Below are 12,928 nucleotides of genomic sequence, written 5' to 3' on the forward strand. Positions count from 1 at the left end.
GCGAGGAGGCAAAATGATCGAATGCCTTTTTTCGACGGAGCCACCGGCGCGGTCCATTACCGAAACTGGACTGTCCCCGATGCTCGTTTCGGTCTCGTTTTTCTGCACGGTCTCGGCCAGAACAGCGGCCATTATCACCGTTTCGCTCGCGTCCTCAACGGACGCGGAGTCGATGTGTGGGCGGTCGATCACGTGGGCCACGGCCTCACCGAAGGTGAGTTGACGGACGCCGCTCAGATTCCCGCACTCGCGCAGAACGCGCTGCAGTTGCTCGAGATCGCAGAGGCCGAACACCAGGAGTTGTCGTTCGCACTGATGGGTCATTCGTTGGGCGCGGCGACGGCCATCGCAGCCCTCGGCGCGCATCCGGAGGCGGTGCAGTGCGCCGTACTGTGCGGAACACCCAAGTCGGTGACCGGCTCGGTCACCGATCTCGCCGACAACGTCATTCCGCTGCTGGCCGTGCACGGCGTGGACGATCGTCTGGCTCCGGTCGATGCGGTGCGCGAGTGGATCGGCGGTGTTCCCGACGCGTCCCTGCATGAATTCGAGGACGGTGGCCACGACCTGCTGCACGAGAAGATCCATCTGCAGGTTACGTCGGTGGTGGCGGAGTTCCTCGACGACCACATGTCCTGACAACGAAAAAGAACGGGCCCAACGCGAGGATAGCGCCGGGCCCGTTCTCGTTCGGTCGATCTACGAGTAGATGGCTTCGATGTCGCTGCCGCGCTCGGCATGAATGATGTTGCGCTTGAGCTTCATCGTCGGGGTGAGCTCACCGGTTTCGACGGTGAAGTCGTTCTCGAGGATCGTGTACTTCTTGATCTGCTCCGGGTTCGAGACCTTCTTGTTGGCCTCGGCGACGGCCTTGTCGATCTCGGCGACCATCTCGGGATTCTTGGACAATTCGGAGAACGGAATGTCCGCGGACAGGTTGTGCCGCTCGAGCCAGCCGGGCAGTGCTTCCGGGTCGAGGGTGATGAGCGCACCGATGAACGGCTTGGCGTCGCCCACGACGAGGCACTGGCTGATGATCGCGTTCGCGCGCAGGGCGTCCTCGAGCACTGCGGGGGCGACGTTCTTGCCACCCGCGGTCACGATGATCTCCTTCTTGCGGCCGGTGATCGAGACGTAGCCTTCCTGGTCGATGGCACCGAGGTCGCCGGTGTGGAACCAGCCGTCGACGATGGCCTCGGACGTGGCCTTCTCGTTGTGCCAGTAGCCGCTGAACACGACCGGTCCCTTGAGCAGCAGTTCGCCGTCCTCGGCGACCTTCACCGAGTGGCCGTCGATGGGCTTGCCGACGGTGCCGACGCGCTGTTCCTTGGTGGTGTTGACGGTGATGGCCGCGCTGGTCTCGGTCAGGCCGTAGCCCTCGTAGACCGGGACGCCCGCACCGCGGAAGAAGTGGCCGAGGCGGGCACCGAGAGGTCCACCACCGGACACCGCGCGGGTGCAGTTGCCGCCGAGTGCGGCGCGCAGCTTGGAGTACACGAGCTTGTCGAACACCGTGTGCTTGAGGTTCAGAACCAGCCCGGCTCCGCCCTTCTCCTGGGCCTCGCTCCACTCGATGGCCGTCGCGGCGGCCTTGTCGAAGATGGAACCCTTGCCGCCGTCGTGTGCCTTCTGCTTGGCGGAGTTGTAGACCTTCTCGAACACACGCGGCACCGACAGGATGAAGTCCGGCTTGAACACGGCGAACTGATCCACCAGCGTCGTCACGTCCGAGGTGTGTCCGACGGTGACCTTGGACTCGAACGAGCCGAACGAGACGGCGCGGGCGAACACGTGCGCCATCGGGAGGAACATCAGCGTGCGATTGCCCTCCTTCATCGAGTCGTGCAGCGCGATCTGGGTGGCCTGCACCTCGGCGTAGAAGTTGGCGTGCGTGAGCTGAACGCCCTTGGGCCGTCCGGTGGTGCCCGAGGTGTAGATCAGGGTCGCGGGCGATGCCGCGCTGACCTGATGGCGTCGTGCATGCAGTTCCTCGTCGCTGACCGAGGCTCCGCGGGTGGTCAGCTCGTCGATGGCTCCGGCGTCGATCTGCAGGACCTCACGCAGATCCTTGGCACCCTCGGTGACCTCTTTGAGGTTCGAGGCGTGCGCTGCGGTCTCGACGACGAGCAACTTGGTGGCGGAGTCCTCGAGAATCCACTGCGCCTGGTCGGCGGAGGAGGTCTCGTAGATCGCGACGGTGCAGCCACCTGCGGACCAGATGGCGTAATCGAGGACGACCCACTCGTAGCGCGTCGCGCTGAGGATCGCGACACGGTCGCCGAGTTCGATACCGGAGGCGATCAGTCCCTTGGCTGCTGCCGCGACCTCGGTCGCGAAGCGAGCTGCGGTGACATCGGTCCAGTTGCCGTTCACCAGACGTTGGAAGGGTACGAAGTTGGGCGATTCCTTCTCGTACCTGTAGACGGTGTCGGCCATGGATGCGTCGTCAGGAATGGTGAACGACGCCGGCACAGAATATTCGCGCACTGCTGGACCCCTTACGGAAAAATAGCGTGGTAGTTGTGCATTTCATCACATTCGAGGCCGTGGCGCACCATCCGGGGTGTCCGGTTTGTCGACTTTGCCGCGAGTCCGGGGTAGTTGAGTGTGACTCGGGGTACAACTTGACGGTCCGCAGTCGCGTTCGGGTGTCGGGTCGCCGGTGTGAGGCCGCTCGCACCGCAGGCCGTCGTGACCGTTTTCGTCACCTGATCAGCGTAGAAGGGTTCGCAGGGCCCGAGCAGGTACTAAACTCGTGCGACATATGAGCACTTCAGAAACTGAACAGGATGCCGCCGTGACGTCCGACGAGACGAATTCGCCCCCGCAGGAGTCCGCCGTTCCAGCGGGCGACGACATCACCTTCGCCGACCTCGGGATCGACGAGCGGGTCCTGAAGGCCCTCCGCGATGTCGGCTACGAGAGCCCGTCGCCCATTCAGGCGGCCACCATTCCGCCGCTGATGGCCGGCAACGACGTCGTCGGACTCGCGCAGACCGGAACCGGCAAGACCGCCGCGTTCGCGGTGCCGATCCTCTCGCGTCTCGACGTCTCGCGTCGGGTGCCGCAGGCCCTGGTACTGGCCCCGACCCGTGAGCTGGCGCTCCAGGTCGCCGAGGCGTTCGGCAAGTACGCCACCCACATTCCGGGTCTGCACATCCTGCCGATCTACGGCGGTCAGGCGTACGGCATCCAGCTGTCCGGTCTGCGCAAGGGCGCGCAGATCATCGTCGGTACTCCCGGCCGCGTCATCGACCATCTCGAGAAGGGCACCCTCGACCTGTCCGGGCTCGAGTATCTGGTGCTCGACGAGGCCGACGAGATGCTCAAGATGGGTTTCCAGGAGGACGTCGAGCGCATCCTCTCCGACACCCCGGAGTACAAGCAGGTCGCGTTGTTCTCGGCCACGATGCCGGCCGCGATTCGCAAGATCTCCAAGCAGTACCTGCACGATCCGGTGGAGATCACCGTCAAGACGAAGACGTCGACGGCACCGAACATCACCCAGCGCTACGTCCAGGTGGCACATCAGCGCAAGCTGGAGGCGCTCACTCGAATCTTCGAGGTCGAAGAGTTCGAGGCGATGATCATGTTCGTCCGTACCAAGCAGGCCACCGAGGAGCTCGCCGAGAAGCTGCGCGCACGGGGCTTCTCGGCCGCGGCGATCAACGGCGACATCGTGCAGGCCCAGCGTGAGCGCACCATCGGTCAGCTCAAGAACGGTCAGATCGACATCCTGGTGGCCACCGACGTCGCGGCCCGCGGTCTCGACGTCGACCGCATCTCGCACGTCATCAACTACGACATCCCGCACGACACCGAGTCCTACGTGCACCGCATCGGTCGTACCGGCCGAGCCGGCCGCGCCGGGCAGGCCCTGCTCTTCGTCGCGCCGCGCGAGCGGCACCTGCTCAAGGCCATCGAGCGTGCGACGCGTCAGCCGATCACCGAGATGCAGCTGCCGAGCGTCGACGACGTGAACGCGCAGCGCGTGACGAAGTTCAAGGACTCCATCACCGAGAGCCTGGGCAACGAGAATCTGGCGCTGTTCCGCCGGCTCATCGAGGATTACGAGCGCGAGCACGACGTGCCGTTGGTCGACATCGCGGCGGCGCTGGCCATTCAGTCCCGCGACGGCGAGGCGTTCCTGCTCAAGCCCGAGCCGCCTGCCCCGCCGCGGGCACCGCGCGAGCCGCGTGAACCCCGGCCCCCGCGCACGTTCGACGAGGATGCGGCCAGCTCGCATCATCGCAAGACCGGCCAGGAAATGGCGACGTATCGCATCAGCGTCGGCAAGCGGCATCACGTCGCCCCGGGAGCGATCGTCGGTGCCATCGCCAACGAGGGCGGTCTACGTCGAAGCGACTTCGGGCACATCAGCATTCGTCCCGACCACTCGCTGGTGGAACTGCCGGCCGACCTCGCCGACGAGACCGTCGAGGCGTTGCGCCGCACCCGCATCAGTGGCGTGCTGATCCAGCTGCAACCCGATTCAGGTCCTCCCGGACGCAGTGGCGGCGGGAAGTACAAGGGGCGGCGCTAGCGCACGTGCACGGCACTTCGTAGCCCACTACGAGTTTCCGTGCACGACCCAAGCGCGAGCGTTTGGTGGCCGAGGCCGCGGGTATCCGCCCGTGCATGACCAACGTCACTCTCCGTGTCAACGGGACCGACCGCGCTTTCGACTGCGATACCCGAACCACCCTGCTCGACGCTCTCCGCGAGAACCTGGACCTGATCGGTGCCAAGAAGGGGTGTGACCACGGGCAGTGCGGTGCCTGCACGGTGCTGGTGGACGGACGGCGGATCAACAGCTGCCTGACGTTCGCAGTGGCGCAGCAGGATCGTGAGATCACCACGGTCGAGGGGTTGGCCGACGGCGACACCCTGCACCCCGTGCAGCAGGCCTTCGTCGATCGCGACGCGTTCCAGTGCGGGTACTGCACATCCGGGCAGATCTGTTCGGCGGTCGCGGTGATCGAAGAGGCCAAGCAGGGATGGCCCAGCGCGGTCACCGAGGACATCGAGGGTGCCGACGTCGAACTCGATCCCGACGAAATACGAGAACGTATGAGCGGCAACCTCTGTCGTTGCGGTGCCTACTGCAATATCGTGTCGGCCGTACGGGACGCGTCGTGAAGACCTTCGAGTACGACGCAGCCACCGCAGTCGACGACGCCGTGGCCCGCCTCGCCGAGAACGAGAACGCGATGCTGCTCGGCGGGGGAACCAACCTCGTGGACCTGATGAAACTCGGAGTCGTGGGCCCGACGACGCTGATCGACGTGACGCGACTTCCGTTGCACGACATCGATGTATCCGACGACGGCTCGCTTCGTGTCGGTTCGGGCGTGAGCAACAGTGATCTCGCGGTGCACCCGGTGGTGCGTCAGCGTTATCCGGTGCTCTCGCGGGCGGTGCTGGCCGGTGCCTCGGGTCAGTTGCGCAACATGGCCACCACCGGCGGGAACCTGTTCCAGCGCACTCGGTGCGTGTACTTCATGGATGCATCGAAGCCGTGCAACAAGCGCGAACCCGGGTCGGGCTGCCCGGCCAGGACCGGTGAGCACCGCAACCTTGCCATCCTCGGGGCCTCGGAGGCCTGCGTGGCGACGCATCCCTCCGACATGGCGGTCGCGCTGTCCGCTCTCGACGCACGTGTGGTCGTGCGCGGAGTCGACGGAGAGCGCACCCTCGCGATCGATGACTTCTATCGGCTACCCGGCGACGCGCCCGAGCGCGACAACACGGTCGCGCGGGACGAACTCGTCACGGCCATCGAGATACCGGCACCGGCGGACGGCACCGTCTCCACCTACCGCAAGGTGCGAGACCGGCAGTCCTACGCCTTCGCGATCGCCTCGGTCGCCGCCACTCTCGATGTCGAGGACGGAATCGTGCGCGGGGTGTCGATCGCGCTGGGCGGTGTGGCGCACAAGCCGTGGCGGGCTCGCACGGCCGAGCACACGCTGCTCGGCGCGGCCGCCGAGGAGGCGTCGTTCCGGCGGGCCATCGCGTTGGAACTCGACGCGGCGGAACCGTTGCGCGACAACGCGTTCAAGATCCCACTGGTGACCAACCTCGTCACCCGCACCTTGGCGGAACTCACAGTGTCGGGAGACCGGTCATGACTGCATCGATCGGACAACCGATTCAGCGCACCGAGTCGATCGCGAAGGTCACCGGCCGGGCTCGGTACGCCGCCGAGCAACCGCCGGCCGTCGGGCAGCTGTACGCCTGGTACGTGCCCGCGACAGTTCCTGCGGGCACGGTCGAACGAGTCCAACTGGACGACGACCCCACCGTGCATGCGGTCGTCTGGCACGGCAACGCGGAGAAGCTGGGTGAGGTCGAGGACGCCGAACTGCATGTCCTGCAGTCGAACACCGTCGCGTACCGCGGTCAGATCGTGGCCGTCGTCGTGGCCGATACTCTTCAGGACGCCCGCGCCGCCGCAGCCCGAGTGCGGGTGCAGTACACCGATGTCCGCTCACCCGACAACACTTTGACGGCCGAGCACGGCTCGCTCTACGCACCCGAGTCCGTCAACGCCGGCTTTCCGACCGACGTGACGATCGGGGATCCCGATGCAGCGCTGAAGACTGCCGAGCATGTCGTCGACAACTGGTATTCCACCGCGCCGATGCACAACAGTCCGATGGAGCCGCATGCCACCACGGCGCAGTGGGCCGACGGCGTCCTGACGCTGTGGGACTCGACGCAGGCACCGTCGGGTGTGCAGGGCGATCTCGCCACGGCGTTCGACCTCGAGCCCGAGAACGTTCGCGTCGTCGCGGAGAACGTCGGCGGCGGATTCGGAGCCAAGGGAAGTACTCGGCCCAATGCGATCCTCGCTGCGATGGCCGCGCGAGCCACCGGCCGCACCGTGAAATTGGTGCTGCCGAGGCAGGCGTTGTTCGATGTCGTCGGGTACCGCACTCCGACGCTCAATCACGTTCGTCTGGGCGCTGATTCGACCGGTGCGCTGCAGGCGATCGCACACGATTCGTTCCAGCAGACCAGCACGATCTTCGAGTTCTGTGAGCAGACGTCGGAATCGACTCGGCACATCTATGCGGCCCCCAACCGTCGCACCACCCACCGTCTCGCGAAGCTGGACGTCGGAACGCCGCGGTGGATGCGGGCTCCCGGCGAGGCACCCGGCATGTTCGCCGTCGAGACGGCCATCGACGAATTGGCCGCGGCCACCGGCGTCGATCCGATCGAACTGCGCGTTCGCAACGAGCCGGACGTCGATCCCGCCAGTGGTAACCCGTTCAGCTCACGCAGTGTGGTGCAGTGCCTTCGCGAGGGTGCGGAGAAGTTCGGCTGGGACCGCCGCGATCCCGCGCCCGGACAGCGTAGAGAAGGCAACACCCTCGTCGGCATGGGAGTCGCGACGGCCAGCTACCCGGTGCTGATCTCACCGAGTACCGCTTCGGCGCGAGTGGAGTCGGACGGCACGATCACGGTGTCCGTCGCCGCGTCGGACATCGGTACCGGCGCGCGCACCGTGCTGCGACAGATTGCCGCAGACGCGCTCGAGGTCGATGCCGACAGCGTGACCGTCGAACTCGGCGACAGCGCTCTGCCGACCGCTCCGGGAGCCGGTGGGTCCTCGGGCACCTCGTCGTGGGGCTGGGCCGTCACCAAGGTCTGCCACTCGTTGAAGTCTCAGGGTTCGTACGAGCCGGGCAACTCCGCCGAGGCCGACACCACCGATGACGTCGAGGGGCAGAAGGAGCTGGCGCGCATGGCTTTCGGTGCCCAGTTCGCCGAGGTCGCGGTCGACATCGACACCGGTGAGGTGCGGGTCCGCAGGATGCTCGGAGTCTTCGGCATCGGCGCGGTGATGAATCCTCGGCTGGCGAGGTCTCAGCTCATCGGCGGCATGACGTTCGGGCTCGGCATGGCGCTGATGGAGAACGGCATCACCGATCACGAGTTCGGCGGGTTCGCCAATCACGATCTCGCCGAGTACCACATCCCGGCGTGTGCGGACGTCACCGATCTAGAGGCCGTGTGGGTCGAGGAGGTCGACACCGAACTCGCGCCGATGGGCGGCAAGGGAATCGGTGAGATCGGTGCGGTCGGATCCTCGGCGGCCATCGGCAATGCGGTCTACAACGCCACCGGCGTCCGAGTCCGCGACCTGCCGATCACCCTGGACAAGGTGCTGCCGCACCTCTAGAGCGGCTTCACCGCATGTGAGCGGCGGAGCCTGTGGTCGTTCCGCAGGCTCCACTCCGGACTCGTACCCCACTACGAGTTTCCACGCACATATCCCAACGGATTCGTTCCGCAGGCTCCACTCACTATCGGGCGCAGCCCCGCTACGCCAATATCCGCTGCAGGAACTGGCGGGTACGGGGCTCCGTCGGGTTCACCAGCACCTGTTCCGGTGTGCCGCGTTCGAGGACGACGCCGTTCTCGATGAACAGCACCTGATCGGCGACCTGTTGGGCGAAGCGGATTTCGTGGGTGACGATCACCATCGTCCAGCCCTGCGCGGCAAGACCTTTGATGACGCCGAGCACCTCGCCCACGAGTTCGGGATCGAGTGCCGAGGTGGGCTCGTCGAACAGCATCAGCTTGGGGCGCAGGGCCAGGGCTCGGGCGATTCCGACGCGTTGTTGCTGGCCTCCGGACAGTTGGAACGGGTACTGGTCGGACTTGGCGTCGAGACCGATCTGATCGAGGATCGCGTGCGCGTCACGGATGGCGTCGTCCTTGGCTCGCTTCTGCACGATCACCGGTCCCTCGATGATGTTCTGCAGCACCGTCTTGTGTGGAAACAGGTTGTGGCTCTGGAACACCATGCCGCTCTGAGCGCGGAAGTGTCGGAGCTGCGCCGCGTTGACGGATTCTGCGAAATCCACCGACACGTCCCCTATGCGGATGATGCCTGCGTCGGCCTGGTCGAGTGCGTTCAGTGTGCGCAGCACCGTGGTCTTGCCGGATCCGGACGGTCCGATGATGACGGTGACGGTGCCGGACGGCACGGTGAACGAGATGTCCTTCAACACCTCGAGTGGCCCGAACGATTTCTTCAGTGCGGATACTTCCAGCAGGTCTGTCATTTGGCCACGTACCTGTCGAGTCGGACTTCGAGTTTTCCTTGGAAGAACGAGAGAACGATGCAGATCACCCAGTAGTAGAGCGCCGCAACGGTATACAGGGTGAAGAAGTCGAAGGTCGGTGCCGCCGCGAGTTGTGCGACGCGCAGCAGCTCGGTGACCAGGATGGTCGATGCCAGCGAGGTGTCCTTGACCAGCGAGATCAGCGTGTTCGACAACGGTGGTACCGCGGTGCGCAGTGCCTGCGGAAGTACGATGCGCTGCAACGTGGTTCGGTAGCCCATCCCGATGGTCTGCGCGGCCTCCCACTGCCCCTTGGGCACGCTCAGTATCGCGGCCCGGATCACCTCGGCCGCGTAGCCACCGACATTGAGCGAGAACGCGACCACCGCGGCCGGGAACGGCGAGATCACGATGCCGAACTGCGGTAGCCCGTAGAAGATGATGAACAGCTGCAGCAGCAGGGGAGTGCCGCGGATGATCGAGACGTAGAACCGGGCGACCGCAGCGAGCGGTGCGATCGACGAGATCCGGGCCAGTGCCACCGCGAGGGCGATGACGAGTCCGACCACGAAGCTGATGGCGGTCAGCGGAATCGTCATTGTCACCGTGGCTTTGAGCATCGGCCACAGGTTGTCGAGAACGAGCTGCGTTTTGGACGGTGCCGTCGACGCTGCGTCGTCGCTCGTCGGAACCACGGTGTCGGCGGTCGGTGCGGCGACATCACTGCCGAAGTACTTGTTCGAGATCTCGGCGATGGTGCCGTTCTCGCGCAGCGTGTCGATGGCGGTGTCGACCTCGTCCATCAGCCCACTGTCCTTGCGGGCCACGAAGGATTGCAGCGTCGTGTCGCCGGTCTCGCCTGCGATCTTCACGCCGGTGTCGCCGGTCTGCTGCAGGTATTCGGCGATGGCGAGGGAGTCGTTGACGGTGGCGTCGACGCGGCCGTCCTTGACGAGAGTGACCGCCTGTACGAATCCCTCGACGGCTTCGACGTTCGCGCCTGCGTTCGCCGCGACCTCGGCCCAGTTGCTCGTCGAGGATTGCGCGGTGGTCTTGCCGGCCAGATCGGGGAGAGAGGTGATGGTGGAGTCGTCTGCGGCCGTGAGGATCTGGCCTTCCGACACCGTGTACGGCGTGGACAGGTCGTAGGCCGACTGGCGCGCAGGGGTGATCGAGACCTGGTTGGCGATCAGGTCGAAGCGTTGGGATTGCAGTCCGGCGAAGATCGAATCGAACGGGGTCTGCACGAAGTCGACGCGTACGCCCAACTCGGCTCCGACGGCGTTGATGACGTCGATGTCGTATCCGGTGAGTTGTCCGTCCGCGCCCTGATAGCTGAACGGGCTGTAGGTGCCCTCGGTGCCGACGACCAGTACGCCCTCGTCCTGCACCCGGTCCAGCAACGACTGGGAGGAAGAACTACAGCCGGACAATCCCAGGATGCCGATGAGAATCGCGACCAGAGCAAGAATCGATCTGCGCACCATCTGCGCCCGCTTTCGCCGTATGTACGAGTGGAGCAAAACCTACCCGTCGATCTCCAGTTCCGCTGACACCACGACGGTGTTGTTCATCGGCAATGCAGACACCCCGAGTGCGGTGCGGGCATGAGCACCGATCTCCGGACCGAAGATGGCGAGCACCAGATCCGAGAAGCCGTTGACGACCGTGGTGGTCTGAGTGAAGCCGTGGTCGGCATTGACCGACCCGGTCACGGTCAGCCACGCGCTGATTCGATCGAGGTCGCCGATGGCACGGGCGACGCTGCCGAGGAGCGCCAGCGCGGTGTCGCGTGCGGCATCGGTGGCCGAATCGAGATCGACCTGCGACGGCACTGCACCGAACGGGCCGGCCAGGGTGCCGTCCCGGTCCAAGGGGGAATGGCCGGAGGCGAAGACCCGGTTGCCGCGTACGCGCACCCATTCGAACGAGAACTCGAAACCGGGTGGGGCGGTCGGTTCGCCGGGCAACGTGAAGCCGAGTTCGGTGATGCGACGTTCGATCTCCATGAAAGAAAACTCTGTCAGACCGGGATGCCGTTGATGGTGCGAACGGTCCAGCGAGAACCGTCGTGTTCGAGGGTGGAGACGCCCGCGTTGAGGATGCGCGGGGAGTGGCGTCGCCGGATCGCGTCGAAGATCGCCCGGATGACGCCGCCGTGCGCCACGGCGATCACCGCCGAGTCCGGGTAACGCGACGCGATCTCGTCCACGCCGCGCACACCTCGCACGATCAGGTTCGAACGCGGCTCCAAGCCCGGGTACCGGCCGTCCGGCCAGTGCGAGTACGCGTCCCAGTCGGTGAAGCCCTCGGCGTCACCGAAGTGCCGCTCGGCCAGATCGGGGAACTCGGCGGTGCGGGTCAGACCCAGGTGCGCGCCGATGATGTCTGCGGTTTCCGCCGCTCTGATCAGCGGGGAGCTGACCAGGTGGTCCCATGTCCGGTACTCGAGCTCGTAGCCGGCCTCGCGGGCCTGAGCTCGCCCGGTGTCGTTGAGAGGAATGTCCGAAGAGCCCTGCAGGCGCCCGTGCAGATTCCAGTTCGTTTCACCGTGCCGAACCAGTGCCAGAAGAGTCATAGTGAGCGGAGAATATCCCAGAGTTACCAGGGAGTACGGTCGATACGAAGATACGCGAACGAGCTTGGAGGATTGTCGATGAATCTTGCCCTGACAGAAGAAGAGGCCGCGTTCCGTGACGAGATGCGGACGTTCTTCACCACGAAGGTCCCCGCCGAGATTCGCGAGAAGAGCGCGACGGGTCAGGAGTTGAGCAAGGACGAGGTGGTCACGACCATGCGAATCCTGAACGAGAACGGCCTGGCGGTGCCGCATTGGCCCGCCGAGTTCGGTGGCCGCGACTGGACCGCTGTACAGCGTCACATCTGGCTCGACGAAATGCAGTTGGCTTCGGTGCCCGAGCCGCTGGCGTTCAATGCCTCGATGGTCGGCCCGGTCATCGCGACGTTCGGCTCGCAGGAGCTCAAGGAGAAGTTCCTGCCCAAGACGGCGAACCTCGACATCTGGTGGTGCCAGGGCTTCTCCGAGCCCGAGGCCGGATCGGACCTGGCGTCGTTGCGCACCACCGCCATCCGCGACGGTGACGACTACATCGTCAACGGACAGAAGACATGGACCACGCTCGGCCAGTACGCCGACTGGATCTTCGCGCTCGTGCGCACCAACCCGGACGCGCCGAAGAAGCAGGCCGGAATCTCGTTCCTGCTGATCGATCTGAACACTCCCGGCATCGAGATGCGTCCCATCAAGCTGGTCGACGGCAGTGTCGAGGTCAACGAGGTCTTCTTCGACAACGTCCGCGTTCCAGCGGAGAACCTCGTCGGCGAGGAGAACCAGGGCTGGAGCTACGCCAAGTTCCTGCTCGGCAACGAGCGCACCGGCGTCGCCCGTGCCGGGCACACCAAAGTGCATCTGGGACAGGCGAAGAAGCACGCGGCGCAGACCAAGGTCGGCACCGGCACGCTGCTCGACGATCCACTGTTCGCGGCCAAGATGGCCGAGGTCGAGAACGAACTGCTCGCCCTCGAGCTGACTCAGCTGCGCATGGTGTCGAGCTCCGACGACGGCAAGCCGAATCCGGCGTCGTCCATTCTCAAGCTGCGGGGATCGGAACTGCAGCAGGCCACCACCGAATTGCTGATGGACGTCGCCGGGCCGGACTCACTGCCCTACGAGGCGGGCGAGGACATCGAGAGCGAGGGCTGGGCTCAGCGCTCGGTACCGGGGTATCTCAACTACCGCAAGGTGTCGATCTACGGCGGCTCGAACGAGGTTCAGCGCACCATCATCGCCTCTGCGATTCTCGGACTGTAAGGGAGCATCTGAAGAC

General features: G+C 65.2%; 11 protein-coding genes. 6 read left to right on the forward strand and 5 right to left on the reverse strand.

What is annotated here, in order from left to right:
* Positions 1–21 precede the first annotated feature (21 nt).
* Positions 22–639, forward strand: a complete 618-nt coding sequence (locus AB0362_RS22255; protein WP_317810584.1) for an alpha/beta fold hydrolase — start codon at positions 22–24, stop codon at positions 637–639.
* A 60-nt stretch (positions 640–699) separates the two neighbouring features.
* Here AB0362_RS22255 and AB0362_RS22260 read toward each other — a convergent pair whose 3' ends face one another.
* The gene (locus tag AB0362_RS22260; protein WP_176460380.1) at positions 700–2,487 is read right to left on the reverse strand and encodes a long-chain fatty acid--CoA ligase; all 1,788 of its coding nucleotides are present in this window, start codon (positions 2,485–2,487) and stop codon (positions 700–702) included.
* 310 nt (positions 2,488–2,797) lie between these two features.
* Here AB0362_RS22260 and AB0362_RS22265 point away from each other — a divergent pair, with 310 nt between their 5' ends.
* The 4 genes from AB0362_RS22265 to AB0362_RS22280 all read left to right on the forward strand — a co-directional run bounded on the left by AB0362_RS22265 (position 2,798) and on the right by AB0362_RS22280 (position 8,191).
* Complete coding sequence (locus tag AB0362_RS22265; protein ID WP_231911489.1) at positions 2,798–4,543, forward strand: DEAD/DEAH box helicase; 1,746 nt, start codon at positions 2,798–2,800, stop codon at positions 4,541–4,543.
* A gap of 95 nt (positions 4,544–4,638) precedes the next feature.
* A complete protein-coding gene (locus AB0362_RS22270) occupies positions 4,639–5,139 on the forward strand; it encodes a 2Fe-2S iron-sulfur cluster-binding protein (RefSeq protein ID WP_068053261.1) in 501 nt (166 codons plus the stop codon).
* A complete protein-coding gene (locus tag AB0362_RS22275; protein WP_094688050.1) occupies positions 5,136–6,131 on the forward strand; it encodes a xanthine dehydrogenase family protein subunit M in 996 nt (331 codons plus the stop codon). Before AB0362_RS22270 ends, AB0362_RS22275 begins: the two co-directional genes overlap by 4 nt.
* Entirely contained in the window at positions 6,128–8,191 is a 2,064-nt protein-coding gene (locus AB0362_RS22280) for a xanthine dehydrogenase family protein molybdopterin-binding subunit (RefSeq protein WP_317810582.1), read from the forward strand. The genes AB0362_RS22275 and AB0362_RS22280 overlap by 4 nt, the downstream gene beginning before the upstream one ends.
* Positions 8,192–8,333: 142 nt before the next feature.
* Here the strand turns inward: AB0362_RS22280 and AB0362_RS22285 are convergent, their stop codons facing one another.
* From AB0362_RS22285 to AB0362_RS22300, 4 genes are read right to left on the reverse strand one after another with little or no spacing between them, the layout of a single operon-like run.
* Positions 8,334–9,080 carry an amino acid ABC transporter ATP-binding protein gene (locus AB0362_RS22285; protein WP_317534050.1) on the reverse strand — a complete coding sequence of 249 codons (747 nt, stop codon included), beginning with the start codon at positions 9,078–9,080 and terminating at the stop codon, positions 8,334–8,336.
* The gene (locus tag AB0362_RS22290; RefSeq protein ID WP_317810580.1) at positions 9,077–10,567 is read right to left on the reverse strand and encodes an ABC transporter permease subunit; all 1,491 of its coding nucleotides are present in this window, start codon (positions 10,565–10,567) and stop codon (positions 9,077–9,079) included. Before AB0362_RS22290 ends, AB0362_RS22285 begins: the two co-directional genes overlap by 4 nt.
* A 39-nt stretch (positions 10,568–10,606) precedes the next feature.
* Positions 10,607–11,089, reverse strand: a complete 483-nt coding sequence (locus AB0362_RS22295; protein ID WP_283347811.1) for a RidA family protein — start codon at positions 11,087–11,089, stop codon at positions 10,607–10,609.
* Positions 11,090–11,103: 14 nt separating this feature from the next.
* Positions 11,104–11,658, reverse strand: coding sequence for a histidine phosphatase family protein (locus tag AB0362_RS22300; protein WP_283347812.1), 555 nt, complete (start codon positions 11,656–11,658; stop codon positions 11,104–11,106).
* A 78-nt stretch (positions 11,659–11,736) separates the two neighbouring features.
* Between AB0362_RS22300 and AB0362_RS22305 the strand changes: the two genes are divergently transcribed.
* The gene (locus AB0362_RS22305; RefSeq protein ID WP_283347813.1) at positions 11,737–12,912 is read left to right on the forward strand and encodes an acyl-CoA dehydrogenase family protein; all 1,176 of its coding nucleotides are present in this window, start codon (positions 11,737–11,739) and stop codon (positions 12,910–12,912) included.
* The last annotated feature ends 16 nt before the right edge of the window (positions 12,913–12,928 follow it).

Origin of the sequence: Rhodococcus sp. NPDC079359 (assembly GCF_040702585.1) — a bacterium.
Lineage (GTDB): Bacteria > Actinomycetota > Actinomycetes > Mycobacteriales > Mycobacteriaceae > Rhodococcoides.